This is a genomic window from Streptomyces sp. NPDC054794 (assembly GCF_053611585.1).
In genome coordinates this window covers 1-25,960 of the sequence record NZ_JBSHAQ010000018.1, presented here as the reverse complement: position 1 = coordinate 25,960, position 25,960 = coordinate 1, and the positions used below count along the sequence as shown (strand labels likewise).

Here is a 25,960-nt window from a genome sequence, read left to right as displayed (position 1 = left end):
TGGGTGAATCGTCGTCAGCTGACACGACCTCAAGCTCTGCACATCAACCCGTACATAGCTCTGCACCACGGACCGTACGGACCTGACCGACGAGGAGCGGGCCGCCGGGCCGCCCGGCACCCGCAACTACTTGGAATCGGCGATCAACGCCGGACTCATCCCCGCCGTAGATCGGGTTCGGAGCGGGGGATGTGACGGAGGTCCGGGCAGGATGGGCTCCGTGAACCGGCCGGCCCCATACCTTCTGCGTTCAGCGCAACCGAAGCCCGACTGCCTGGAGCGCCCGCTCGTCCCCCCGGTACGAGTAGAAGTGGCCGTGGTCCAGGCTTGTCTGAAGCAACTCCCCTTGCTCCTTGTCCGCGTGGAACAGCGACAGCGTTGCGCAGGTCGCGCACTTCTCGCAGGTGAGAAACGGGCTCAGCGGGTGGAGTCCCTGGTCGCGGTCGGCCAGGTACAGGCTGGTGGCGATCCGGACCGGGCCCGTGTACCGCATGCTCTCGGCGGGGACGACCGGATGGTCCCCCATCAGACGCCGAAGGGTGATGGTGTCCGACTCGTCGTGGCGATCCCACACCACGTTGATCACATCGAGCAGCTGCAGGTCAGCAAGGAAGCGGGCTCGGTCGATGAGGAAGCGCAGATGGTCATGGGCCTCGTTGAGCTTGGCTGCGGACACATCGGGGAGATCTTCACGTCCGTGGGCGTTGCCGTTCCGCTTGGTGCCCAGGCTCTGGCACGCTTCCACGGCCTTGTCGTCCGCAAGGAGGTCTGCGAGTTCGTGGAGGGGGTGTTCGGAGGGAAGGCCGGCCATGCCCTCCGCCTCCCCGATCTGTTCAAGGATCCGCTGCCAGTCCCCGAAGCCAGGGCCGCCGGGCGAGGTTGAGATCTTCCCCTTGAACGCCTTGATGGCCTTGCAGGTGATGCCGGCTTCGTTCGCGAGGGCGGTCGTGAGAAGCGCGCTGTATCCAAGCAGAGTCTCTGCGGCTTTGAGCACAGCCGCATACTCCTTTGCCTGGGCGTCGTCCTGCCCGTCGGCACTCCGTTGAGCCTCGACGTTCCGCCAGCGCAGAGCGATCGGGTAGGGGTATCGCGTGCGGATGATAAAGCCTGGATCGTCGAGTTGGGCAGCGGCAAGAGATCGGAGCCGAGTGAGCTGGCCGGTCGTGATAATGAGCCGCCTGGCTTCTGCCCGGTTCGTGCTCGTGTCGAAGACCGACGCCGCGACCGCTCCGGCCTCTGCCGCCATTTCGCCCAACCGCTGCCCGGCAGCGGCGAGATCAGCCAAGGCCGCGGACAGGGCCTGGTCCTCGTTCGGCAGTTCCAGCTCCTTCAACCGGGAGGGTGTGAGGTGCCGTTGAGAGACCGCGCCGACAGCGAGAGCGCCCACGGTCCTGGATCGCAGGAAGGCGAGGATCAGGCGGACGTGTTCGGGCGGCAGGGGTTCGGCAGGGCGCAGAACGATGATGTGCTGCACGGCAGCTGCAGGCAGGTCGGTCTCCTGGACTACGGCAGCCTGCGGCCGAGCGTCGAACACCACCGAGGACAGCAGGATGTCACCGGCGCGGAGGCGATAGCGTTCCGGCACGTCGATCCGCCAGTTATCGGCTTCCGGATCCCGTTCCGTGATCCCGCCGTCCCGCCCCACATGCCTCGGCGCGATGAGCCGGACCGCGTCCAGGGCGCCTGGCTCGCAGGTGCCCTCCAGCTTACGGCGGTCACCAGGCCATCCGCGGAAGACCGTGGGGAACACCGACTCGAGCAGCAGGCGGTCGGCTGCAGGCGAGTCTTCGTGCTGCTGGTCCGTGCTGGACAAGGTTCCCCCCAGGGATCGCGATGACGAGATCCTACGACCACGCAGGAAGCCGAGACGGGGTGTGTTGGCTCGGCAAATGATCGGCCCACTGCGCAGCGGGCGGGGACGAGTGTGCGTTCTTCGGGGCGTCCTTCGTGAGCTTGAGATGCCTCATGATGTCCGGTCGGCACATCTGACCGCGCTCGCGGCCGGGGCGACCAGGTCGTACAGCGACAGCCCGTCGAGGTTGGCGTCCAGCGACGGCACCCGCCCCGGCCCGGTTCCCGTGCCGCCACACCGACACCAGCTGGTGGTGCAAGGCGCGAGCCTCCGCCTTCAGCGCCTGTGTGTCCCCTCCACCCCGCGTCATGAGTCACACCACGTCAGGCCGTGGACTGGCCGTCTCTGCGCGGTTCCTACTCGACCCCCGCGATCTCGTCGTACAGTGCACTGCCCCCGGGCTCGACGCCGTCATCATCGAAGGGGCATCGCATCGGCGACTCGGCGTCGCCGCGCGGGACGTGCCGGTTCATCGTCGTCCTCCGCAGCCCGCGTGCCCGCAGCCTCCGCAGAAACCGCCGCTGTTGCACGAGCACGGGCAGGACCCCCTCATGCGGCCCCCTGGGGCCGTGTGTCGTCCCGAGGCCGGGGCGTGCTGGCCGGGAGGCAGGGGGCTGTGGGGGTCGGGTGCCGTGTACCGGATGGCCGCGGTGAGCAGGCCGGTGCGGGCTGTGCGCGGGAGCCGGTCGAGCGACCGCACGCAGTACGTCAGGTTCGGGTCGCCCGCCGTGATGGAGATCTTGCAACGAGCGAGCAGTAGTGCGGCGGCCTCTGCCGCGGCCCAGGCGATGGCGCGCGAGTCCAACTGTTCGCGGCCCTCGGCGTGCACTTGGTCTGCCGCTCGGGCCAACAGTTCGGCCAGGGGCTGATCCTCCTCGTTTTCGGAGGTAGTGAGGAGAGCGTGGGCGTGCTGGAGGATCTGGTGCACCACCGTGGGATGCTGCGGCGTGTCGGTACCGGGCATGAACGAGGTCCTTCCGGAGCGGGCGGGCCGAGGTGGTTCCTGGCCTGCGGGAGGGGCGGGGCCCGGGCGGGCCCCGCATGGTCAACGGCGTTTGGTCACACCCCGGTGCGTCGTACGGCGGCCTGGTAGCTGTCCAGGGCCAGGGCCAGCTGGTTCATCTGCTGGGCGAAGCGCGCGGCGTGCAGGTCGGTGGTGTGGCCCGTGTTCTGCAGCAGGCCGGTGACCGACACGAAGGCCGGATCCAGGCGAGGGTTGAAGAGATCGCCGAGGCGGTCGCGTGCGTGGGCGGCGTGGCGGCGCAGTTTGCCGTGGAGCCGGTCGGCTTCGGCGGCGGTGTTGAGGACCAGGACGGCCAGTTCGTTCAGTGGGGTGCCACGTTCGTGCCGCTGGCGGACGAGGCATTGGTATCCGTCTTCGCCGAGGGCCGTGCGCTGAGCCTCGTGCCCGGGGGCTCGCCGGGGCGTGGAGTCTGAACCGGGCGGAACGCAAGGGACGTTGGTTCGGGCCGCAGTGCCGGGGATGCGGCTGATGCCTTCGGTCATGCTGGTCGGTGTCCTTTCTGTGCGGCGTGTTGGGCGGTCAGAGGGTTTCGCCGTAGGGGCAGGTGCTGGTGTGGCCTTCGTCGCTGGTGAAGGTGTCCGGCAGCCGGTTCGGGTGCGTGAGGTCATCGGGGGTGAGGGGCGGGCGGGTGAGGTGGGTGCCGAGGTCGGCGAGGTGTCGGATGGTGGCGAGGGGGACCTGGCCGGAGCATTCAGGGCAGGGGCCGAGGAGTTCGAAGGGTTCGTCGTCGTAGATCGGGAAGCGGGCGAGGAAGACGTACTTCTCGCTGGTGTCGGGGCAGGTGGCGGTGGCCAGGACCGGCTCGCCGGGGGTGGTGCGGCGTCGCAGCGAGTCCGGGGCGGTGGTGATCTGGTCCAGGCCGAGGCCGAGGGCCGCCGCTAGCCGTACGGCGGTGCGGGCGTGCTCCTCACCCCAGTAGGGGCCGCGCGGGTTGACGGCGGTGTTGAGGCGGATGTAGTCGGCGGCGGCGTGGGCGCGTTCGGCGAGTGAGGTCATGGGGTCTGAACTCCTTTGTGAGGGTGGTTGGTTGAGCGTCTGGGTGGTGAGCGGGTGCCGCCCCGGGCGGGGCGGCACCCGGGTGTGTCAGGGGGTGGTGGCGGCGAGGGCTGCGGTGGCGGCCTTGCCGATCGCGGTGGCGGCCTGGGTGGGGTCGGTGAGTTCGAGGAGGGTGGTGCCGGGGAGGGGGCGGGGGTCGGGGTCGAAGGCGAGCCACAGCACCGCGCATCCGGTTGCGCGCAGGGCGGTGATGCGTGCGGCGGCCCGGGCGGCTTCGTTGGAGCCGTAGTAGCCGTCGGAGGCGATCACGAGGAGGCGGCCTGTGCCGGGTTGGGTGAGGCCTGTTCCGGCTTCCAGGGCGTCGAGGGCCTCGGCGAGGCTGTGGCCCATCCCGCTGGCGTCGAACTCGGTGACCTTGTTGGGGGCGCGGCCCGGTGTGGTGATCGCGGTGACCGACCGGTCGTAGGCGACGGTCGCGCTGCGCGAGTCGGGGTCGGTGAGGGCGGTGGCCTTGGCCACGATCCAGGCGGCCGAGGCGATCGGTCCGGCGGCAAGACTCATGGAGCCGGAGACGTCCACCGCGATGCCCACCCGCAACGGCGGCATCGGGCCTGCCCGGTGCACGGTGTGCACCCAGGGGGTCGCCGTCGGGATCGCGCCTGCGGCCTTCTGTGCGTCGCGGGCGAGGGCCTGGCGCATGTTGAGGCGTCCGGGCGGGGCCGCCGAGGCGGTGACCGTGGTGGTGCGTTCGCGGTAGGCGGCGGCCCGTAGTGCGCGGGCGAGCTGCCCGGCGGCCGCCTTCTCGGCCCGGGTGGGCGGGCGGGTTCCGGTGACCGGGGAGCGGCCCCTGCTCTTGGTGGTGGCCTTGCCCGGGGTGTGGGGGGTGTAGGGGCGTGCGCCGGGGGCGAAGACCTTCTCGGCCGTCTGCGCGGCTTGCCGTGCGTGGGCGGCCTGGGCGGCCTTCGCCCGCGCCCGGCCGGTCTGGGCGGTGGTGGCGCGTGCCTGTGCTGCGGCCTGCGCGGCCTCGTTCGTGGCTACCGCGCCGAGGACCTTGCCGATGGCCTCGGCCAGTTCGCCCTGGTGTCCTGCGGTGGGGTCGGGGGCCGGTTCCGGGCCGCAGGGGTTGGCGCCGAGTGCCTGGCACCAGGCCCGGGCGTGCTCCAGCATGGCCTGCTCGTCCTCGTCGGCGGTGGCGTGGGCGGCGGTCCAGATCGCGGTGAGGGTGTCGAGGAGGTCGGGGCCGAGGATGGCGGTGACGGTGTTCGCCAAGGCTTCGGTCTCGTCCTCGTCGAGGATTCCGGCGTCCCGGCGGGCGAGGATCAGCCCGGCGGCCAGGGCGGCCTGCCACCGGTCGGCGGGGGTCTGGCTGGTGAAGTCCTCCATGACCAGGGTGTGTACGGCGGCCCGCAGGTACCTCCGGTCACCGGGGCGGCGGCCGAGGTGGGCGTGCTCGGCGCGCGACTCCTCCAGCAGCTGGGCCGCCGTGTCCAGGGCCGTACCGCGCAACGGGGGCGGGGTCGACCAGCGGCTGTGGGCGGCGTGCGCGGCCTCGTGGTTGAGGGCGCCCCAGGCGACCGGGTAGTTCTCCTCGTCGCCGACCTGGGTGGGGTCGATGGTGGCGGGGGCCAGTGGGGCGAAGAGGGCGGCGTCGATCTCCAGTTGGGCCGTGGCGGGGTAGAAGGCGGCGGGGGCGCCGGAGCGGGTGCCGTGTTCGCAGGTGACGATCACGTCCTCGCGTCCGGCGAGTTCGGGGAGGCGTTCGGTCAGGGCGGCGGCGATGCGCAGCCACTGTCCGGCCTGCGGACCGGGGCGTGGTTCGAAGGCGGGGCCGCCGTCGTCCTCCCAGCGGGCCAGGGCCTGTTCGGTTTCGGAAAGGGCGGGCGGGGTGTGCTGGACGTGGGCCTGGGCGTGCGTAGGCATGGCGGATACGGGTCCCTTCCGGGAGGGGGTGGTGTGGGGTTGGGGGGTGGCCCGGGCCCGGCGTTCGGCTGGGCCCGGGCGGGGCGGTCAGAGCTGGCTGCCCAGGGCCAGGGCCGTGACCGGGCGGCCGGTCGCCTTGGTGACGATCTCGGCGACCGTGTCCCGGTCCTCCAGGGGCGCGATGCCGACCAGGTTGGCGAAGGCCGCCTCGGCGCCGAGGACGTCGGCGATCTTCTGGAAGGCGATCAACTCCCTTAGCTGGGGCGCCCATCCGAGGTCGCCCGCCTGCTGGAGGGTGGCGAGGTTGCGGGCGATGCGTACCGCCGTGCGGTTGATCTTGAGAGAGGCGGCCAGGTCGTAGTCGGAGCCGACCTGGATCTGCATGCTGAACCGGGAGGCGAGGGCTTCGGTGAGGACCGCCCCGTGTACGCCCGGGTTGTGTCCGGCGATCACGTAGAAGCCGTCGGCGGCGGTGATCGTCTCGCCCTTGTGCGCCTTGACCTGGATCTGCCTGCGCCCGTCCATCGCCGGATACAGGGCGGCCAGCACCTTCGGGGAGATCAGCGTGGCGTCGTCCAGGAGGAGGGCCCGGCCTTCCTGCATGGCGGTCACCAGCGGCCCGTAGATGAACTCGTACCCGCCGTTCGCGTCCTGGGTGTACTCGCCGATCAGGTCGCCGACCGTGGTGTCCCCGTCCCCGGCCACTGTGATCAGGTCTGGGAAGGCCGCCTCGATCAGGGAGGTCTTCCCCGTACCCGGCGGCCCGTACAGGAGCACCGCCACCTGCGCCGTGCGTAGCCGCCGCAGTGCCTCCACATCGGGCAGCTGGGCCAGCGCCCTCGGGTGGTACGTCTGCCCGTTCGGGCGGATGATCGGTACCGGTCGGCCGTTGGGCGGCGGGGACGTCGGTGCCTGGCGGGGCGCCTGGGGCGTGCTGGCCGGGGCGGGCCGAGGAGGCGGTACCGCAGGCTGGGCTGCGGCGGCCGTCGCCGAAGTCGCCCGGTACGTACGGGGTTTGGAGCCGGACCGCTCGGCCTCGCCCCGGCTCACCAGCGTGTCGCAGGCGTTGCCGACCGCCCCGCCCGAGTGCCCCAGCCTCCGGGCCAGTTCCGTGACCGTGAAGACCCGCCCCGGACTCGCCGCCAACAACTGGGCGATCCTCGCGCGCAACTCGCCCGGGCGTGCCTTGATGCCCGGGCCGGGCGCGGGCGCCGCAGGCGTCGTGGGGGTCGTGGGGGTCGTGGGGGTGTTCGGCGGGGGTGCGGAGGCGGACTGCTGCCCTGTGGGGGCCGAAGGCGGGGAGGCAGGCGTAGGCGTGGCGGTGCTCGTCATCGAGGAGTTCCTTTCACCGGGTAAGCGGATCGACAGGGGCGGCAAGGGGCTAGCAGGGGCGCCTTATCCGAATTTGAATTCGGCCGCCTTTTGGGCACACTCCACCTGTCATCCGTTTTCGGGCGGCCCCATTGGCGGGTTTTCCATTCCCGACCCTTCCCGGGAACAATTCAAATATAGCTCGACCCGCACCCCATCTGAAGCCGTATTCCGGCTTGATAATGCTGGAATTCTCGCGAATTCACGACTTTTTTTCAGGGCTTTTTCCGGCGGCGCGACGCAAGGCGTCGTGGCCCGTGACCTGCACGACCGATTCCAAGGCGCCTGCGGGGCGCCGGCAACCTGGGGAATCGAGTACATGCGCGAATAGGCGGCCACCGGCTCAACCTCCGGTACGGCGGGGCCTCCTGCCCCGTACCTGCCTGTGCGGCGGTGCCGCCTGCCCGCCGGGGAGGGCCGGGCCGGCCAGGTCCAGGGCCGTATCAGGATCTTTGGAAGCGAAGTGACGAATCAAAAGGGAACGCAGCATGTCGGGGATGTCCGGGCACGGGAGTCCATGCGGGATGTTCGGGGCCTGGGCGGCAGCCGTCAGTAGATCGGGATGCGTTGCTGCACCGATATACAGTCGCCCTCGCCCGTCGGCGGCTCGCAGGCCGCCTGGCCTGTCGGAACGGGCCGGCAGGGGGCGTCGTTTCCAAGCACGCGCAGGGAAACGATGCCGGAGACGGCACCGGATGCGACGGGGTGGACGCCAGGGGGTCTTGGGCGGCGGGTGACGAGGCGTGCGTGGACCGTAGGCTGCTTCTTACCGGGTCTTCCGGGCGTGGGCCCTGGGTGTGATCAGGGCCTGGGTGACCGGTTCGGGTTCGAGGCCGAGGTCGGCCAAGTGCCGCTGGAGGCGCGTGTATGTGTGCCGTGCGGCGTCGTGGCGGCCAGCGGCTTGGTAGAGGCGGATGGCGTGCTGGTACAGCTGCTCGTGGTCGGGGTGGAGCGCGATGACGTGTTCCAGTGCGGTGAGAGCCGCGTCGGTCTGGTGCGTGTCGGCGGCGTGTTCGGCGTGGTGAGCCAGGCGCAGGACGGCGTCGGCTGCTTTGGTGGCGAGGTGTTCGCGGATGCCGTCGGCCCACAAGTGGTCACCGCCGTGGACGAAGACTCCGCGGTAGTGGCGGAGTGCCTCGCGTACGGAGGACAGTTGCGTGCTCGGGTCGCCGGCGGCCGAGATCCGGTTCAGGGCCGTGGTGAAATCAGCGAGGTCTGTTTCCACAAGCTCGGGATGGATCTTGTGGAGTTCTCCCTGAAGCAGTACGAATTCCTGTTGGGTAATTCCAGTCGCCGCTCGCAAGGCCCGTCGCACGGCGCGTCGTAGATTCTTCAGCTCGCGCGCGTTCTGCTCGATATCGCCGTCCAGGCGCAGGTTCTCGGCGATGTCGGCGGCCAGCAGGCCTGCCGGGTGGGCGGCCAGCAGGGCCAGGAATTCCCGTACTTCCGCTCGGAGGTTGACGCCGACAGGATCGTCGCTTCCGCGCGCGTAGAGGGTGACGGGGCCCAGGACGTGCAGACGGATCGGTTTGCGCTGCTCGGGCCGCCGCGATCCGCGAGTTTCACGCGACTCGGCAGGGCGCGGGAGAGACGCGGGAGCGGCCGGTTCGGCGTCGTTGTCCTCGTCGGCCTCGGCCAGGTCCCCCGCGGGCGGTGCGAGCGTCTGGGTGCGTTCGGCGGGGATGACGCGCAGCCGGGGGCGTTGTCCATGGGCGGCGAGGACGACTTCGATGACGTCCCGGGCGGCTTCGGCGGTGAGCTGGAACAGGCGCGGTTCTTCCGTCCACGATGCCCGTGCGGCTCGCGAGGAGGTCCTTGTCGGCAGGTTCGTGGCGCCGTCGGCGGCAATGTGCCATGGGGTGGTCCCGGGCAGGGCGGTATCGAGGGTGAGGACCAGCAGGGCGTCGGGGTCGGTACGCGTGGCCAGCGCCTGGAACTGCCCGGTGTGAGCCGGTTCCGGCGTCGCGAGGAGGAGCAGGGTGCCGGGGCCGGCGCCTTGCTGGTCTTCGTGATCGCCGTCAAACCCTGCCACCACCGCTTCCAGGCCGGGTTCCTGTGTCTGCTGCCGATGCCTCGCATGGGCGATCAGATGCTCTTCTGCCAGCTTGATGGCATGAGCCGTGTCGGTTGCCTGGGTCAGGGCCGTGAATTGAGAGGGCAGCCCGGGCAGCAGGCGGTCCGTCAACTCTTGTGGTACGACGGCCCGTAGAAGGGGTTGCTGCGGGCGTTGGCGTTCGGCGGCGGTGAGGATGCCGCACAGCAGGGCGCGGGTGGCCGCCTCGGCGCCGGGACCGCTCCAGTCGCAGCCTCCGTCGTAGGCCAGGGCGTCGAGGGCGATCTCTGTGTCGTCTGCCTGGCCGATGGTCACTGCCTGGACCGGCTTGGGTCGTTGGGGCGAAGTGCGGCGGGTGACGAGCGTGTCCGGGTCCGTCGGCGTGCGCGGGAGCGCGGCTTCTCGTGCCGCCCGTGTGGCTTTCTCGACGACTGGGCTGAGCGCCGGCTCGTGTACGTCCGTGCCCGGCCGGCGCGAGCGGTTGCGGTGGACGCGGACGTAGCGCAGTGCGGCCAGCAGCCCGGCCGCGGTGGTGATGCCGATCAGGCTCGCTTCACCGACACTGACGGCGACCGCCCCTCGCTCGGTATGCCGTTGCGCGTCTCCATGCCCTTGGTCTGCGTCGTCCTTCTGCGTGCCGTGAGGAGCAGTCTGCCGTGGAGCTGCGGGCTTGTCCGGGGTCTCCGGCGTATCGGGGACGGAGGGTGCGGGCACGGTGGGAGGTGCGGGGGGCGGAGTGACCGTTTCAGCGACGGGGATGGTCAGATGCCAGCCGGGCAGGATCAGATCGGGGTCGGTCAGTCGTCCTCCGTCGGGCTGGACGCGGTCCTTGTTCAGCTTGTAGATCCGTGGCCATTTCACGGGATCGTCCAGGTGTGTCGCCGCGATGTCCCACAGTGTGTCGCCCTCCATCACCGTGTACTCGACGAGCCGGTGCTCCTCGGTCGCCTCCGCCGAAGGTCGCGTTCGAGTGTCGTCGTTCCCGGCCTTCGGGCTTTCCGGCCGGGAGTCGGCCGTCAAGGCCAGCGCGGGATGCAGCGGTGCCGTCGCCGCTACCCGTGGCGTCAACTCTCCAATTCCTGTCAGCTGCTGAGCGCTCGCGACATGGGGTCGCCACAGCCCGAGCACGGCCAGGACGAGGGTGCCCACGCACAGCGCCGCCAATGATCTCTTCAGGGAGAGCGTGGCCACGTGCTCGGCGTGTACGCCTCGGTCGCGCATCAGCTGCGGCAGATGCGTCGCGTACCAGGCGATCTCCCGGATCACCGAGCAGGCGAACGCGCTCCAGCACACCCAGCCGAACAGCGCGAGCAGCTCGATCATCAGGGGATCGCTGACGGGCTCCGTGAGCCGATCGGTCAGGTCCCGCCATGAGGACACCTGCTCGGGCCAGGGGACACCGGCCGCCGCCCACAGCACCCAGGGCAGGCCGACCAGCAGGGCGAGCGTGATCAGGCCGGTGCCCGCCGCAGTGGCCGCTGCACGCAGCCGTACGCGGGCAAAGTGGTGGGATCTCATATGCAGGTGGTCCTTCCTTGCCCCGGTTACGGCGTCACGCGCTCGGCTTGAGCAGTAGCGGACGCGGTGACGGTCAGGGTGCGTAGGCCGATGAGCTGGAGGATCTGTGCCTTCTGGTGGTGGGTGACGCGTACTGTCACCTTGTCGCCGTGCACGGTCGCCGTACCGCTGTCGCCCGTGGAGGCGATATACGCCCGCGCCGCGGCCGCGGCCTTCTCCCCCATCAGCCGAACGTCGTCCGTACGGCGCAGACGCCCGATGTCCACCTGTTGCGCGCCGGTGCGGGCGGCCTCCTGAGCCGTGTCCAGGGCACGGGCCTTGCCGGCCAGTGCGAGCCCGCCGTCCACGACGATCCCGGCGAACAGCCACAGGGCCAGTACGGTGCCGACGACGAACGCGGTGACCTGCCCGCGGTCGTCGCCTCCCGTCGCACGTCCCCCAGCCCAGGACTTCAGCCGATTGGGGATGCTCATGGGGCGCTCCGGTAACGGTCAACGGGCGAGTGGGCCGTGTCAGCCACCGTCACGCTCCCGGGCATGGGGATGATCGTGAGGTTTCGAAGATCGGCGGTGCAGGTCACGGTGGCTGATGTGCTGCCGCCCGGTGTCAGGCTGCCGGTGTCGACCGTGACCTGGGGGCGCGTGCAGGCGCTGCGGGCGGCGTGCAGTGCGTCTTGCGCCGCACGCTGTGCATCGGAACGGGCATGAGGTTCCGTGCGGGCCAGGGATGCGGCGCGGGCGGCCTGGTGGGCGGCGTCTGCGACCACGAGCCGCGCGTCCGAGAGGCGCCCCAGTCCGACGACGGTCAGCATCACCATGACGAGCAGCGGGGTGACCAGCACCAGCTCGACCGCCGCCGACCCACGGTCCACCCACCCTTCGGGGCGGCCTGTCATGGTGTCGCTCCTTGCGGCGTGGTGAGTCGTTCGACGGCTCCGGAGGCCACGCCGGTGGCGTGCAGGTCGAGTCCGGGCACCACTGGCATCACGGCTCCCCGCACCGTCACGGTCGCCTGTACCGCTGTGCGGCGTACGGTCACGGACGGCGAGGTGAGGATGCGGCCTTTGAGTTGGGCGAGACTGGCCTGGGCTTGGGCCTGCCCGTCGGCGGCCGTCGCGTTCTTCGCGCGGGCGGCGGCCAGGGCACGTTCGGCGGTGTACTGCGCGATGTGCTGAGCGTGCCAGGCGAGCGCGAACTGCACGATGAGCAGCATCATCAGCAGTACGGCCGGAACGACCAGCACCAGTTGGGTGGTTGCCGCGCCGCGGTCGTCGCGGAACCCGCTCGGGACGTGCGGCATGCCTTATCCGAGGTCGATGCTGTTGGCTCGGGCGGTGACCTTGGCGACGATGATGCCGACGACCGTCAGGCCGAGGATCGCGAGCAGTGCGGTGACCACGATCGTCTCCGTGGTGTAGCCCGCGTCGTTGCGGGCGGCGTGCCGTACGCGTGCGAGATGCGTGCGTGCGGTGGCGATCAGGTAGTCCAGGTGCATTCGAGACATGCGGATTGTTCTCCGGTCGGTGTTGTGCGTTGGGTGAGCTGCGTGAACCGAGGCAGGTGTCAGGTGGCCGTCAGTACGTGGGCGAGGGCCGGGTAGCCGATCAGCAGCAGGAAGGCGGCGAAGAGCACGACCACGGGCAGGGACATCTGTTCGGTGGCGGCCTGAGCGGCTCCGTCGGCCTCGGAGATACGGCGGCGGCGCATCGCCTTGGCCTTCGCTGCGAGGGATCCACGGACTTTGGCGCCCTCCGCGCCGGCCAGGTTGAGGGTGGCGGCAAGCTCGGCAAGGTCGTTGACGGCCAGCTGCCGTCCGAGGTCGCCGAGGTGAGTCCAGGGGCTGGTGCGGGTCAGCTGAGCGACGTGCAGGGCGTGGCGGAGCTTCCCGGCCGCCCATCCTGTCGGCGCGTGGACGGCGTGGGTGAGAGCCTGCTGCACTCCGGCCCCGCCCGCGAGCGCGATCACGGTGAGGTCCAGGACGAGGCTGAGGGTGTGCCGCATCTCGCGACGACGCAGGGCAGCCTGCCTTCGCACCGTGAGGTCGGGGGTAAAGAACAGGACTACGGCGAGCGCCAGTGAGCCGCTCACCGGCGCCCACGATCCCGTGTTCATCCCTGCACCGAGGCGGATCAGCGCCACCGCGAGCCATGGTGTGGCCAGTCCGGCGATTGCGCAGGTCGCCTTGCCCGCGAGATGTCTGTCGACGTCCTGCCCGCACACGGCGAGGTCCGTGCGCAGTGAAGCGGTGGGGAGGCCGAGCGCCCGCACCAGCGGGATGAATCGTCGGCCCAGCCGGGTCGCCCATTCCTCGCCCTCGGCCTCCGGCGCTGACACCGGCGGGAGTGGCGGAGCGTTGAGCGCAGCCAGTACGTCGGCGAGGGCGGGGCGTGGCGGGCGCAGCCCGTGGACGAGGGCGGTCAGGCCGGCCCCGAACATGGCTCCCAGTACCAGGACAGTGATCATCGTGTTCCTCCTGGCACCGCGCCGGCGCCCACGGGGCCGGGTGCCGTGGCGGAGCTCATCAGACGTACGGGTTCGTCGACACGACCGATCGCGGTCAGCCAGGCGAAGGACGTCGCGAACAGTGCGCCTACCGTGGCCAGGACCACCTGCCCGGCGAGCGTGTCGAACGGGTCCAGGTAGGGACGGTTGAAGACCACCAGCCCCACCGCCATCCCGAGCGTGACACTTACGGTGACCCTGACCCCGGTGCGGATGCTGGCCCGCCCCGCATCCACGCGCTGCCGCATCGCCACCTGCTCGCGCACCGATTCCGCCAACTCACCGAGCAGCGGACCAAGTTGGCTGCCCTGCTGCTCGGCCGCCATGACGAGCGCGGCCACGACCACGTCGGCCAGTGGATCGTCCGCTTCCTCTGCGAAGGCTCGCAGCGCTGCAGGCAGCGGACGTCCGGCACGCACTGACGCGGCCAGACTGCCGAGTTCCCGTTCCAGCGCGGTGGGGGCGATGTCCGCGGTGACGAGGACCGCCTGCTCCAGGCCTGCGGCGGCGGACAACGTGTCACGGAGCATCTCCGTCCAGGTGGCCAGCGCCTCCATCCGCTCCGTACGCCGTGCGGCCTGTCGGTCCGGGCCGAGCAGCCCGGGCAGGGTGAGCAGCGCGGCCGTGGTGAGGAGAGCCGCTACCGGCCACGCGGTCAGCGCTGCGACGGCGATCCCGGTCACCGCTGCAACGGTCACCCGTCGCTTGGTCCAGTTCTCGGGCAGGCGCTCCATGAGGCTCCGCACAGCGCCGGCCCGTACCTCACGGTCCGGGCGCCGCACGGAGCCGTAGACGATGGTGACGAGGCCGAGTCCGAAGATCGCTCCGAGCACCGCCACGACGGCCGTCAGCGAGCCGTTCGTGAATTCCATGCTCATCACGCTCCCCACCGGGGAACGGCGATGGCCTGCGGCTCCAGGCCGACGGCGATGAGGTCCTGGAGCGTCTCGGCGCGCAACGGGGCGGCGGGCTCGGCCCGTCCGTTCGGGCCGGGCCGGTAGACCTCGTTGGAGACGACTTGCGTGCCGTCGGCGTCGATGACCTCGCGCACGGAGTCGACCACCCTCCGGCCGTCGGCGTCCCAGCCGAGGTGGACGACGAAGTGCACGGCGGAGGCCACGAGCAGGTTCGTCGCTTCGAGCGACAGGCGCTCCGGTGCCTGGGCCGCGTACGAGGCGAGCTTGGTGAACACGCCTCGGGAGGTGGAGGCATGGATGGTGGACAGGGAGCCGTCGTTGCCCTGGGACATGGCGTTGCACATCGGGATCACCTCGGCCCCGCGGATCTCCCCGACGATCACCCGGTCCGGAGACATCCGCAGCCCCCAGCGCACCAGCTCCGCCTGGTCGATGCCGCCCTGGCCCTCGATGTTCGGCTCACGGGCCTGCATGGCCACGACGTTCGGATGTGCCCGGGTGTCCGCGTCCAGCCCTAGCTCGAAGGTGTCCTCGATCGTCACCAGCCGTTCGGCCGGCGGGATCTCGCTGGCGAACGCCCGCAGCACCGTGGTCTTGCCGACGTTGGTGCCGCCGCCGATCACGATGTTCTTCCGGGCCCGCACCAGCGCTGCAAGGAACGCGGCCAGCTGGGGGTCGCACACTCCCAGCCGTACGAGTTCGGCCATCGACGTGGCCGGGAAGCGATGCCGCCGGATCGTCAACGACACTCGACCGGTCACCGCCATCACGGCAAACAGCCGAGAGCCATCCGGCAGTTGAAGATTCAGGCGTGGCATGCCGCGGTCGAATCGCCGTTCCTCGCCGTCCACGCTCGCCGCGAGGGTGCGTGCGAGTTCCACGAGCTCGGTGTCCGAGGCAGCCACCGGTGGCCGACGATGCCACTGCCCGTGTGCGTCCTTGACCCACACCACGTCGCAGCCGTTGACGCAGATGTTCTCCAGGCTTTCGTCAGCGAGGAGCCGCTCCAGTCCCGCGGTGCCGAACAGCGAGTCCTCCACGGCCTGCGCGATCCGCTGCTCGGCCCATTGATCAAGTGCCCGGCCGCCTTCGGTCACGGTCCTGCGCCAGTGAGTGCCGAGTTCCTCGCCCAGCAGGCGCTTCACCGTCTCCCGCCGCGCCGTGTCGTCCTCGGGCGGGAGCCCGGCCGCCTCCCGTTCTCCGGCGTACGCGGCGAGCCGGGTCACCACACGCTGCCGGACCAAGTCCGCCAGTTCCCGCTCGTGCGCTCCGAACTGGCCCGGCACCGCGCCTGCGGACATTCCTGCTCCGCTCATACGCCGCTCCCCTCTGCCGCGGCCTCCACCAGCGCCGCCCGCATCTGCCTGACCACTCCGGCACGCTCAGGCGCCTCCACCTGCCCGCCGGCTCCGCTGATCTGCCGGGCGAGGAGATGCGCGGCGGCCATCAAGGGCAGCGTGCGGAAACCGGACGTACGCAGGGTGATCCGCCGTTGGCTGCGCATCGCGGCCACGGTCCTCACATCCCACGGCAGGAAGACCACGTCCCCAACGCCGAGGGCCTGGGTGATCTCCTCCGACGGAAACGAGCACGGACCGACCACGACGAGAGTGATCCGCCTGGCCTCCTCGCCGACGCCCAGGAGGTGTGCGTAGACATGGGTCAGCGCCTCCGGGCAGCCGCGCGTCACCAGCATCACGTGATCGGACGAGCTCAGGAGCCCGTCGACGTCCTCGCCGATCCTGCCGACGTCCAGGAGCGCCGTGCCCCGGTCACCGACGTCTCCGGTCAGAACTCGCCGCCCGCTCTCAGCAGCCAACACCCGTACCGCCTCGCCGCACGCACCCCGGCCGGCGGGCGCCACAACAGCCCGCACACCGAAGGGCAGCTCGGCGACCGCCCCCAGAAGCGAACCCGGTTGGGGCTGCCGGGCTGCGGCGGCAACATCCAGCAGACCAGGCGTGTACGGCGCGCCGTACCGCGTGGCGAGATCACCACCCCACACATTCGCCTCTACGACGACCGGCCGTACGCCGCCATCCGCTTCATGAGGCCACGCAGCGGCCAACGCCAGCGCGGTCGTCGTCACTCCCGGGGCACCGGTCAGCGAGCCCAAGGTGATCAGCCGCCTCACGGTGCCTCACGCCCCTCGGCCGGAAGCACCACGATCCGCGGATGCTCGAACGCCGCAGCCCGGCGCACCGCACCGGTCTCCACCAGCACCGTCACCACCCGCACACCGCTCGCAGACTCCGGGGCCTTCACACCGGTCACCGTCCCGACGACGGCAGCCGGCGCCTTGTCCTCTGCCTCCTTGTCGACAGAGGCACCGTCGGTGGACGGGCCCGGGAGCACGGCGACGCGTTCTCCACGCGCAAGCTCCGGCGGAGCACCCCCCGTCTCGACCGCGAGCGACAGCTGCGACCACCCGGAAGGCGGAAAGTCCGCCCGCTCCCCGACCTGCCCCATCGCGAGCAGTGACCCGGCCACCAATGGCACCCTGGCCTGCCGTCCCACCACCTGCGCCCGGTCGGCAACCCGCACCACGCCCGCCTCAGCCGCAACCTCGACGGAACGCAGATCACTGCCAGTAAGCACGTGCCCGGCCGGTACGTCCCGGGCGAGCACCAACACGTCCGTACGACCGCCCAACTCCGTCGCAATCAGCGTGAAGCCGACCGCGGACGCCAACACCGTCCCGATCCCGCCCCACAACCAGCCCGGCCTGCGCTTGACGCCGCCGAGGACCGGCGGCCGCTGCTCCGGTCCGCCCCTGCGCGCACCGGGCAATCCGATCCCATGGGCCAGCGGAGAAGACATGGAGGTACCCACAAAACACCTCGCAGAAAAGAAAATCCGACTGTTCCGGGCCCGTCCCATCGCGACGAGCCGGTCCTCATCCGACGACGTCACCGCACGACGACGGCCTGCACCTCATCCACCACCAGCTGCCGCTCCGCACCTATCACCAATCCGGGCACCACTCCGGACTGACCGCCACCGCGCCACTCCACATCCCACGTCACCCGCACGGACACCGTGAACCTCCCGCCCGGCTGGGCCAGCGAGGACCTCCGGTACGTATAGCCGCAATCCGGCGACGCCGCGTCCGGCCGGTACTTCGCGGAGTACGGCGTCCCCGGCCCCGCACACGAAACCGTCGAGCCATCCCCCATCGACCACACCGCCAATCGTGGGCGCGCGGTCGCAGTCACCTGCACTCCGGGCACCGACACCGTCTCCGTGACCGGTCCCCAACTGCTCTTCTCCACCCACATCCACGTCGGCACGTGAACCACCTGGGCGGAGTCTTCATCAGGACTCGTATGAATCACGGGCTCGGGCAACTGCAGCCGCTCGACAGCCTGCCGAGCCACAGCCTCCACGGAGACCTGCGGCCCTTCCGCATCACCGGACTTCTTCTTGTCCTTCTTGTCCGCGTCAAACCGCGGCAGAATGCCGATGCCGTTGCCCAGGTCGTACTCCCACCCATCCGAGACAACCGTCGGCGGCCCAACAGGCCCACCGCCTCCACCCCCGCCACCGCCGCCTCCACGACTGCCACCGCCGCTTCGCCGTACGGGAGCAGCCCCCGAGGAGCGTCGCCCCGGACTCGCACTGGAAGCCTTGAGATCGCACCCGCTGCCCGCGCATCTCACGCCGGTCGCGTTGCCGAATCCGCCGTCTGCGAACGCCTTCGGTCCAGCCAACAGCCCGGTCCCCACGGCGGCCAGGAGGAGGGCCATCGGCGCAACCGCCCCGCCATGGATTACTGCACACACGTGCCGACCTCGCCGATGTACAGCGACTCGACCAGCCAACGGCCACCCTGCTTGCTGACCGTCGCATCGACACGGTGATGCCCACCCGGCACGTCGTCCTTGAGCGAACCGTCCTCGGTGTACTGGAGCCATCGGGAATCGTCGGCGCAGTCCTGGATGATGACCGTCGAGCCCCTGGCCTTCGTGCCCATGGGCGCGAACTTCGGTTGCCCCTTCGTTACGACTCCCTGCTCCTTGTTCTTCCGCATCATGTAGCGCAGAAGCTGCAGGGCACCGCCCTCCGCATGGTCGTCCAGCCGCGAGTGCCCGGCATCCGAAGTTCGAGCCGCGACGACCACGTCGCCCCACATCGCCCGGTAGGCGGCGAGCGCCGCGTCCTCCGAGGGCGGAGCAGCGGCCGCGGATCGGCCCGACGCAGGTGTCCCAGGAGGCGCCGGAGCACCGTCCGCTGGAGCACCGTCAGCTGATGTGCATGCGGCAGCCGTCAGCAGAAGCACCAGCGCAGCCAGCGACGCCAGGCCGCCGTTTCCGTTCTTCACCACAAACCCCCATCACTCAACGCCTATCTATAGCAACTCTTAGTAGTCGAATGCGACTGGAGTTACCCGGCTGGGCGGAGGGTCAACCACAATCAGGACGACCAATTTGGGCCAGGTTTCTTCTTGTTGTGTACCTTTGGCCACAGATGATGCGCGGTGTTTGTAGCTCGGCCGAGCTACAAACACCGCGAGGAAGAGAGGGAAGGCGATCTACCGCTTACCCAGACACCCTCAACACCTCAGTCGCCGGACGGCACGAGACGATCAGCCGTACCGACAACGCCCGGCAGCACGAACCAGGCCGTCTTCGTCCCCTTCCGGCTGCGAAACCCCCAGGCCCCCTTGGTGAGTTCGTGGACGATGTACAGGCCGCGCCCGTCCTCGGACAGCAAAGCGCACAACGCCTCCAGACCGCCCCCGCGCTTGTTCTCGGCCGGAGCGTACGGCGTCACTGCCGGAAAGGCAGGGATCTCCGGAATACGCGGATCATGATCCTCGACCTCGCAGATGACCTCCGCGGCGGTACGGCGCAAACGCATCTCGTACGGCCCCACCGCATGCTTGGTCGCGTTGGTGACGAACTCGGAGACGGCCAGTACGGCATCACCGATCGCCTCGCCGTCGAATCCGAGTTGGTCGAGGGCGCAGCGGAGAGCGGCACGGGCCTGGGCCGGAGCGTCGGGAGTGCAACTCGTCCAGCGCCACACGACGCACGGCGCAGCGCCCAACGCGCGGAGCGCGGTCATCGCCGGCCTCCCCGAGCTGCGTGGCGTCCGCGTACGACGCGGCGGTGACGGCCACTTCCCGGGCGTACGCAATCACGCGCTTCGCACAGCGCGAACGGACCGGCCATCGTCACCAACGGCAGTGACAAGACGGCAGTGAACAGAATCGGCACCACGGCAGGGACCTCCCCGGTGATCGCGACTGGGTCGCGACCACGACACCGTGGACTCGATGAAGAGCGGAACCCCCTCTGACCAGCTCTTTCAAGTACTTTCCATCACTCCGATGAGGCCTCCTAAGCGGATCGCAATACTTGAACTGCCAAGAGGCCTCAAGAAACGGACCATCTGCTTCCGGCAGGCGCAGAGGACCTCTTCCACACCGGTGGCCGCTGCTGGCAGGGCCGAGCGCGGCGGAGCCCATGTCCCAGAATCCGACTTGCGTGTACCGGGCCCCGCCCTCTGCTACGCCGGTGCAGCCGCTCGCCTGCCCGGCCGCCACCAGAACGATTGAAGACCTGCTATCCATGCCATTGGATGTACTTCGTGACCGTGCTGGGCCGTCATGTCAGGGCGTCGCGTTGGGGGTGTTGGTCCACCAACTGTCGGCAAGCGGCTCATCCGTACGGCGGACAAGGCACGTCCCGACGAGATCGTCGGGCACTGATAGCGAACGGGAACGTCACAGTCCGGGAGGAGCGGGACTTCCGACGCGATCCACATCGTGTCCCCTTGCAGGACAAGACACGAACCCTAGCCCTGGGGTAGATGGCAATGGTCCTCACATGTGCGGAGGCAACGGATGAGCTCCGTCTGGTCCACAAGACGCTTTCATGGCGCAGAGGCGCCCTTGACCAAGGTCCATTCGGGCTGTTCCGTTGTAGAAGTTGGGGCTTCAGACTCGGGGGTTATCTTCGTGACCAGGTCGGTTGGCGGTGCGCGGTGTCTCGGCAACGGCACCGGAGCGGAGTCGACCACTCCCCCGTCGGCTGGGACCTCCGTATGAGACTCGGTCGCGGCATCGCGATCGCTGGCGTCGCCGGAGGCGGCGCCGTGACCACGCTGCTGGTCGGGCTCGTCACGAACGCCGTGTCCAACCAGTCGCGGTGGCCCGGCTGGTTGGGGTGGTTACAGGAGCATGCCTGGTTCTCGTTCGTCGTGCTTGGCGTGACGATGGCGGGACTAACGGCCCTGCTCGCCGGGCTCTCCGAGGCTCGGCCTTCCACCACGCCGGGGCGATCGGAGGATGGAGCGGGGCCACCGGGAGCCGCCCAGGTGCTGCGTTCGTTGCCACGCGACACCGCCGCGTTCACCGACCGTGTAGGGGAGCTGGAACGGCTGATGGGCTCCGTACGGGCCTCGCAGGAGCGTGGCGAGGGGCTGCCCGTTCATTTGATCGACGGGATGCCGGGCGTCGGGAAGACCACTTTCGCCGTGCACGCCGGTCACCTGCTCTCCGAGCGGTTTCCCGATGGTCAGCTCTTCGTGAACCTCAACGGGTACACGCCGGGGCGCACCCCGGTGCAGGCCGGTGAGGCGCTCGCCTCACTTCTCGCAGCCGCCGGCGTGCCGACGCAGCAGATACCCGTCGGTGACGACGTCGGAGCAGTCACGGAGGCCCGGGCCGCCATGTGGCGGAGCAGGCTCGCGGACAAGAAGGCGTTGCTGATTCTCGACAACGCAGCCAGCTACCGGCAGCTGGAGCCGCTGCTCCCCGGTGGGAACGGGTGCCTGGTGTTGGTGACCAGCCGCAGGCGACTGGTGGCGAGTGAGGAGGTGGTCATGTCGGTGGAGGCGCTGCCGCCGGATCACGCGGTCGACCTCTTCGTGCGGCTCAGTGGGCGGCCGGCCGATGGCCTCGACCGGGGTGTGGCGGACGAACTGGTGCGACTGTGCGGGTGTCTGCCGCTGGGGGTGTCGCTGCTCGCGGCACGGCTGCGGCACCATCCGTCGTGGACCGCCGAGGACCTGCGCGGACGGCTGGTGGCGGCGCGGGACCGGCTGGGAGAGCTGCGGGCCGGTGAACGCGCCGTCACCGCGACGTTCGATCTGTCCTACCGGGATCTCGCGCCGGAGCGGCAGCGCTTCTTCAGGCGGCTCGGCTTCTTCCCGGGCACCGATCTCGACGCGCACGTCGGCGCGGCTCTGGGTGAGGTTCCGGCGCTGGTGGCCCGTCGGCACCTCGATGCGCTCTACGACGACCACCTGATCGACGAGCAGCCGGGGAGCCGCTACCGACTGCACGATCTCCTTCGCGACTACGCCCGGGGCCTCGCCGTCGAGGGGGACAGCATGGATGATCACGTACAGGCCGTCCAGCGTGTGTGCACCTACTACCTGGCCGCTCTCGCCGTCGCGAACGGGCACGTCGTGCGCAGTGGAGCCGCGGTGCCTCCGGCGCCGGACGGCGCCTCGCGGGTGGAGACTCCGGCCATGGAATCGCGGGCGGGCGCCCTGAGCTGGCTGGAGGCCGAGCGGGCCAACATCCTCGCCTCTGTCCGGCAGGCGAACGGTCTCGCCCTGTACGACCTCGTGGTCCGGCTCGCCGCGGCCATGGCGCCCTTCCTGCGTCAGGCCGGCCCCTGGGACCAGGCCGTCGGGCTGCACCGGACCGCCGTCGAGGCCGCCCGCCACACCGGCGATCAGAGGGCCCGGGGTGACGCTCTCGCCGAACTTGGTGTCGTACGTCGCTTCATGGCGGCCTATCCGCGGGCGATCGAGGCACTGAACGACGCCGTGACGGCGTACGAAGCGGTCGACGAGCGGCGGGGCAAGGCGGACGCTCTGAACCAGCTCGGCATCGTCTGGTACCTGACCGCGGACAACGAGGACGCGTCCCGCGCCCAGGCCGAGGCCCTCTCCCTCTACCGTGAGCTGGACTACCGGCTCGGGCAGGCGAACGCTCTGGCCGATCTCGGCATGACACACCGGCAGATGAGCCGCTTCGACGCCGCGGTGGAGGCGCAGAGCGAGGCTCTGACGATCTACCGAGAGCTGGGTGACCGGTACGGGGAGGCGAACTCCCTGCGGGACCTGGGCGTCGTGCACTGCCTCATGGGCGCTTATGAAGTGGCCGCTCGGCATCACCAGGAAGCGTTCGACATCTACCTGGAGCTGGACGACCGTGAGCACCAGGCCTACGCGATCAACGAGTTGGGCGCCGTCCGGCGGCTGACCGGAGACACCGAGGGAGCGCGGACGGCACACAGCCAGGCCTTGACGCACTTCACCGAGCTCGGTGACCGGTTCGGCCGCGCCAACAGCATCCGCTACCTGGGCGTCGTGAAACGTGTGGCCGGGGATGCGACCGAGGCGATCCGGCTTCTGGAGGAGGCCCTGGACGTCTACCGCGAGCTCGGCAGTCGCGGGGGTGAGGCCGCCTCGCTGAGCGAGCTGGGCGCGGCTCGCAGCATCGTCGGTGAGAGCGACGGAGCGGTCGAGGCGTTCCAGGATGGACTGCGGATCCTCCGAGGCCTGGGCGACCGGTGCGGGGAGGCGGAGGTGCTGAACCACTGGGGCATGCTGCTGCTCAACTCCGGTGAACCGACGACCGCCCGCCAGCACTTCGATCAGGCCCTCACGCTCGCTCGGGACATCCGCTGCCCGTTGGAGGAGGCGCGGGCGCTGGAGGGCATCGGCCGCTGCGACTGGGCGGTTGACGGGCCTGGTCACGGCGTGGGCTCGCTGCGAGCCGCCGTGACCGTGTACCGGCGGTTGGGAGTGAGCGCGGCCGTGGACGACATCGAACAGTTGCTGGTGTAGCGGTCCGGTTAGCGCCGACCATGTGGCCGAATTCCCTGTCCCGGGTGAGTTGTTGAGGCTGCTACGGTTCCGGCTGGTCTGTCGCTTCAACCCCGTCTCACCGTGCCGCCTCCGGTACGTACCTCGCGAGGAGTGTTGGATGCCGTCACCCACGTCCGTCACCGAGCCGCACACCATCACGGCCGTCGGCCCGGCGGCCGCGGAGCCGACGGCGGCCGGCACCGCCGTCCTGGACCGCGTGGCCGCCCGCGTCCGGCAGCGGCTGGAGGCGGAGGAGACCGCGGAAGGCGTGACGGGACGGTTCGGCGACGGTTCCCACGCGGCCTCGCTCATCTGGCCCTGGCCGCTGTGAGCACGTCCGCTCGATGACAGAACCCGAAGGCCCCGTTCCTTTCCGGACGTTCATCCTCAAGGTCGCCAACCGCTGCAATATCGACTGCGACTACTGCTTCGTCTTCAACTCCAGGGACCAGGCGGCGCGACGCCTGCCCGCCCGCATGGACCTCGCCGTGTTCCGGGCCGCTGCCGGGCGGATCGGCGAGCACGCCTCCGCGCACGGCCTTCGGACCATCCACGTCGTACTGCACGGCGGGGAGCCGTTGCTCGTCGGCGTCGGGCACATGGCCGGTCTGCTGGAAGCCGTCCGGGAGGGTGCGCCGGCCGGGACCCGGGTTCTTTTCGAGCTCCAGACCAACGGAACGCTTCTGTCCGGCGCCTGGCTGGACCTCTTCGAGCGGTACGAGGTCGCGGTCGGCGTCAGCCTCGACGGGCCGCCGCGTGCGAATGACCGGCACCGGTTGACCCACGCTGGGCGGTCGAGCGCCGCCTCGGCCGTGCAAGGCATCGAACTCCTGCGGTCGCGGCCGCATCTGTTCGCGGGGCTGCTCGCCGTCGTGGACCTGGCCAATGACCCTGCCGAGGTCCACGACTACCTGGCGGCCTTCGAACCGCCCGTGATCGACTTCGGTCTGCCGCACGCGACCCACGACGACCCGCCGTTCCGCACCGACCCTGGCGTGCCCGAGTACGGGCTGTGGATGAGCAGGGTGTACGACGCGTGGCTCGCCCGGCCCGAGGACAGGCACAGCATCCGGATGCTGGAGGACATCGTGGCCCTCAGCTCCGGCGTGCGCGGCTCGGTGGAGACGCTCGGCCTGGCCCCGCCGACGAGCGTCGTGATCGAGTCCGACGGCTCCGTCGAGGCGGTGGACACCCTGCGGTCGGTCGAGGAGGGCGCCTCCTGGCTCGGGCTCGACGTCTTCAGCCACTCCTTCGACGAAGCGCTGTCGCATCCGAAGCTGCGGCACCGACAGCACGGCAGGAACGCGCTGGCTGAGGAGTGCCGCGCCTGCCCGCTCGTGGACGTCTGCGGCGGCGGCTACCTCCCCCACCGCTTCAGTGCCGCCCACGGCTACCGGAACCCGTCCGTCTACTGCGCGGACCTGGAGCACCTCATCCGGCACATCCAGGGCTCTATGCGGGAGTACGGCTGGAATCCCCAGACGGGGGCTGCCGCGTCACCGTAGGCGCCGGTGCCGTACCGCCGCGTGGGGGTCGCGCGTTGGTACGAACGAGTGAGATAGCGACCGAAGCAACCGAGGAAGAGAGGGAGGCACCGATGAGCGTGACGATCCGCCCTGCGGAGAAGCGGGACGTCCCGGCCATGGCCGAGCTGATCGAGGAGATCGAGCGGTACTACGGTACGACCGAGGCCGACATCCAGCCGCTGGACGAACGCCGCCTCCAGGTCGAGGAGGCCCTCTTCGGCTCGCCACCGCTGGCCTCCGCGCTGCTGGTCGAGGACGACACCGGGGACATCGTCGGACTCGCCGCCTACTCCTTCCTCTGGCCGGCCGCCGGCTCCACCCACTCCCTGTTCCTGAAGGAGCTGTACGTCCGCAGCACTCTGCGCCGACAGGGCATCGGTGCCCGCCTCATGGGCGAACTCCGCGCCCTGGCCGCCGCACGCCCCGGGTGCAGCAGGGTCGAGTGGATGGCTGACCGCGACAACCCAGGCGCACCGGCCTTCTACGAGGCACTCGGGTTCACCGAGTCAGACGGGAAGATCGTCTACCGGGTTGCCTCCGGCAACGCGTGAGGTGAGTGCGGCTGTGAAGGAGGAGCGCTGCGAGGAGTGCGGCGGCCGGGTCGTCATCGGGCTTGGGTGCGACTGCCCGCCGGACTCATCACCTTCGGTGGTCTCTCGTGCCGTGTCGACGACCGTGAAGAGGGAGTGGCGTGCGCATCCGGATGACACGATCCTGATCTCTCCCGGGGAGTGCGCGCACCTGCCAGGCTGGTGCGACCACATGACCGAGGACGACGTTCGGCCCCCGCGGTGGGGGTGGATCCCGAATCCTCCGCACGGACTGTGGGAACGGTTGAGCAGCACCTACCCGGCGACTGCCACCGCGGGCAATCCGAAGCGGACGGCCGTGCGGCGGTGCAGCACCTGCGAGGCGAACCTCGCCCAGGGCTGATCGCCGTCCTCCACTATGGCTCTGCTCTCGCTTCGGTGGGCGCGGCCGCACCTGCCGACAGCCACGCCCGCCCTCATTGGGATCAGCAGGGGTGTCAGTAGGTGATGACGAGCCGCGCGGAGGGGCGGTCGATCACGGCTCCGTCGACGAGGTCGCTGTCCGGCGTGCCCGCGGGGTAGGCGGTGATCACGGGGTCGACGGTCCTTGCCGGGCTCCAGGCACGGATCTGTGCGCAGATCCGCTCGGCGAGCTCGGCGCCGGCGGGTCCGTAGCCGACGGCTCCCAACCTGAACCGGGTTTCGGCGCCCTGGTCTTCGGCGGTCCGCTCCAGAGTGAGATAGGCGATGGAGCCCCCCTCGACGAGGGCGGGGCTCAGGGCAGGTGCGGCGGGGGGGGGGAGGGCGGGCGCCAGACCCGCCGCCAGCGCGGGGGATGGGGCGGTGGCTCGCTGGGCGGCGCGCCGGCCTAGCCCGAGCCAGACGAAGGACGCGTCGGGGCCGGCGGAGGCCGCCCGCCCGAG

General features: G+C 70.1%; 24 protein-coding genes and 1 pseudogene. 5 read left to right on the top strand and 20 right to left on the bottom strand.

The features are described from left to right. Positions 1-250 precede the first annotated feature (250 nt). From ACWGKT_RS20405 to ACWGKT_RS20380, 6 genes are all read right to left on the bottom strand, one after another. Entirely contained in the window at positions 251-1,813 is a 1,563-nt protein-coding gene (locus tag ACWGKT_RS20405; protein WP_453274790.1) for a restriction endonuclease, read from the bottom strand. Positions 1,814-2,321: 508 nt separating this feature from the next. Next, a complete protein-coding gene (locus ACWGKT_RS20400; RefSeq protein WP_453274789.1) occupies positions 2,322-2,816 on the bottom strand; it encodes a hypothetical protein in 495 nt (164 codons plus the stop codon). A gap of 95 nt (positions 2,817-2,911) precedes the next feature. After that, on the bottom strand, positions 2,912-3,358 hold the full coding sequence (locus tag ACWGKT_RS20395) for a hypothetical protein (protein ID WP_453274788.1): 447 nt from the start codon (positions 3,356-3,358) through the stop codon (positions 2,912-2,914). Between the two features lie 37 nt (positions 3,359-3,395). Further along, positions 3,396-3,872 carry a hypothetical protein gene (locus ACWGKT_RS20390; RefSeq protein ID WP_453274787.1) on the bottom strand — a complete coding sequence of 159 codons (477 nt, stop codon included), beginning with the start codon at positions 3,870-3,872 and terminating at the stop codon, positions 3,396-3,398. 87 nt (positions 3,873-3,959) lie between these two features. Next, entirely contained in the window at positions 3,960-5,792 is a 1,833-nt protein-coding gene (locus tag ACWGKT_RS20385; RefSeq protein ID WP_453274786.1) for a VWA domain-containing protein, read from the bottom strand. An 87-nt stretch (positions 5,793-5,879) separates the two neighbouring features. Beyond that, positions 5,880-6,950 (bottom strand): AAA family ATPase, encoded by a 1,071-nt coding sequence (locus ACWGKT_RS20380; protein WP_453274890.1) that lies wholly within the window; start codon positions 6,948-6,950, stop codon positions 5,880-5,882. A 157-nt stretch (positions 6,951-7,107) separates the two neighbouring features. Here ACWGKT_RS20380 and ACWGKT_RS20375 point away from each other — a divergent pair, with 157 nt between their 5' ends. Continuing rightward, positions 7,108-7,494, top strand: coding sequence for a hypothetical protein (locus ACWGKT_RS20375; RefSeq protein WP_453274785.1), 387 nt, complete (start codon positions 7,108-7,110; stop codon positions 7,492-7,494). Positions 7,495-7,929: 435 nt separating this feature from the next. Here ACWGKT_RS20375 and ACWGKT_RS20370 read toward each other — a convergent pair whose 3' ends face one another. The 13 genes from ACWGKT_RS20370 to ACWGKT_RS20310 all read right to left on the bottom strand — a co-directional run bounded on the left by ACWGKT_RS20370 (position 7,930) and on the right by ACWGKT_RS20310 (position 19,219). Continuing rightward, positions 7,930-10,734: a BTAD domain-containing putative transcriptional regulator gene (locus tag ACWGKT_RS20370; RefSeq protein WP_453274784.1), complete on the bottom strand. Its 2,805-nt coding sequence runs from the start codon at positions 10,732-10,734 to the stop codon at positions 7,930-7,932. 26 nt (positions 10,735-10,760) lie between these two features. Continuing rightward, complete coding sequence (locus ACWGKT_RS20365; protein ID WP_453274783.1) at positions 10,761-11,207, bottom strand: pilus assembly protein TadG-related protein; 447 nt, start codon at positions 11,205-11,207, stop codon at positions 10,761-10,763. Next, positions 11,204-11,629, bottom strand: coding sequence for a TadE family protein (locus ACWGKT_RS20360; protein ID WP_453274782.1), 426 nt, complete (start codon positions 11,627-11,629; stop codon positions 11,204-11,206). Before ACWGKT_RS20360 ends, ACWGKT_RS20365 begins: the two co-directional genes overlap by 4 nt. Then, positions 11,626-12,033: a TadE/TadG family type IV pilus assembly protein gene (locus ACWGKT_RS20355; protein ID WP_453274781.1), complete on the bottom strand. Its 408-nt coding sequence runs from the start codon at positions 12,031-12,033 to the stop codon at positions 11,626-11,628. Before ACWGKT_RS20355 ends, ACWGKT_RS20360 begins: the two co-directional genes overlap by 4 nt. A gap of 3 nt (positions 12,034-12,036) precedes the next feature. Then, entirely contained in the window at positions 12,037-12,237 is a 201-nt protein-coding gene (locus tag ACWGKT_RS20350) for a hypothetical protein (protein ID WP_355718104.1), read from the bottom strand. A gap of 59 nt (positions 12,238-12,296) precedes the next feature. Continuing rightward, positions 12,297-13,193 (bottom strand): type II secretion system F family protein, encoded by an 897-nt coding sequence (locus ACWGKT_RS20345; protein WP_453274889.1) that lies wholly within the window; start codon positions 13,191-13,193, stop codon positions 12,297-12,299. Then, the gene (locus tag ACWGKT_RS20340; protein ID WP_453274780.1) at positions 13,193-14,107 is read right to left on the bottom strand and encodes a type II secretion system F family protein; all 915 of its coding nucleotides are present in this window, start codon (positions 14,105-14,107) and stop codon (positions 13,193-13,195) included. Before ACWGKT_RS20340 ends, ACWGKT_RS20345 begins: the two co-directional genes overlap by 1 nt. 5 nt (positions 14,108-14,112) lie before the next feature. Then, positions 14,113-15,468, bottom strand: a complete 1,356-nt coding sequence (locus ACWGKT_RS20335; protein ID WP_453274779.1) for a CpaF family protein — start codon at positions 15,466-15,468, stop codon at positions 14,113-14,115. Next, complete coding sequence (locus tag ACWGKT_RS20330; RefSeq protein ID WP_453274778.1) at positions 15,465-16,241, bottom strand: MinD/ParA family ATP-binding protein; 777 nt, start codon at positions 16,239-16,241, stop codon at positions 15,465-15,467. The genes ACWGKT_RS20335 and ACWGKT_RS20330 overlap by 4 nt, the downstream gene beginning before the upstream one ends. A 41-nt stretch (positions 16,242-16,282) precedes the next feature. Further along, positions 16,283-17,065, bottom strand: a complete 783-nt coding sequence (locus ACWGKT_RS20325) for an SAF domain-containing protein (RefSeq protein WP_453274777.1) — start codon at positions 17,063-17,065, stop codon at positions 16,283-16,285. Continuing rightward, positions 17,062-17,898, bottom strand: a complete 837-nt coding sequence (locus tag ACWGKT_RS20320; RefSeq protein ID WP_453274776.1) for a hypothetical protein — start codon at positions 17,896-17,898, stop codon at positions 17,062-17,064. The genes ACWGKT_RS20325 and ACWGKT_RS20320 overlap by 4 nt, the downstream gene beginning before the upstream one ends. Positions 17,899-17,921: 23 nt before the next feature. Beyond that, the gene (locus ACWGKT_RS20315) at positions 17,922-18,473 is read right to left on the bottom strand and encodes a hypothetical protein (protein WP_453274775.1); all 552 of its coding nucleotides are present in this window, start codon (positions 18,471-18,473) and stop codon (positions 17,922-17,924) included. Positions 18,474-18,712: 239 nt separating this feature from the next. Further along, positions 18,713-19,219, bottom strand: coding sequence for an ATP-binding protein (locus ACWGKT_RS20310; RefSeq protein WP_453274774.1), 507 nt, complete (start codon positions 19,217-19,219; stop codon positions 18,713-18,715). Positions 19,220-20,200: 981 nt separating this feature from the next. Here ACWGKT_RS20310 and haaT point away from each other — a divergent pair. The 4 genes from haaT to haaN all read left to right on the top strand — a co-directional run bounded on the left by haaT (position 20,201) and on the right by haaN (position 25,058). Continuing rightward, positions 20,201-22,960, top strand: coding sequence for a cyclophane-containing RiPP biosynthesis TPR protein HaaT (haaT, locus tag ACWGKT_RS20305; RefSeq protein ID WP_453274773.1), 2,760 nt, complete (start codon positions 20,201-20,203; stop codon positions 22,958-22,960). A 139-nt stretch (positions 22,961-23,099) separates the two neighbouring features. Next, positions 23,100-23,312: a HaaA family cyclophane-containing RiPP peptide gene (gene haaA, locus ACWGKT_RS20300; protein WP_453274772.1), complete on the top strand. Its 213-nt coding sequence runs from the start codon at positions 23,100-23,102 to the stop codon at positions 23,310-23,312. A 13-nt stretch (positions 23,313-23,325) separates the two neighbouring features. Next, a complete protein-coding gene (locus ACWGKT_RS20295; RefSeq protein WP_453274771.1) occupies positions 23,326-24,486 on the top strand; it encodes an FxsB family cyclophane-forming radical SAM/SPASM peptide maturase in 1,161 nt (386 codons plus the stop codon). A gap of 92 nt (positions 24,487-24,578) precedes the next feature. Beyond that, a complete protein-coding gene (gene haaN / locus ACWGKT_RS20290; RefSeq protein ID WP_453274770.1) occupies positions 24,579-25,058 on the top strand; it encodes a cyclophane-containing RiPP N-acetyltransferase HaaN in 480 nt (159 codons plus the stop codon). A gap of 476 nt (positions 25,059-25,534) precedes the next feature. On the opposite strand, the pseudogene ACWGKT_RS20285 reads toward haaN, so the two are convergent. After that, a pseudogene (locus tag ACWGKT_RS20285) lies at positions 25,535-25,960 on the bottom strand (methyltransferase, FxLD system); the annotation flags it as partial.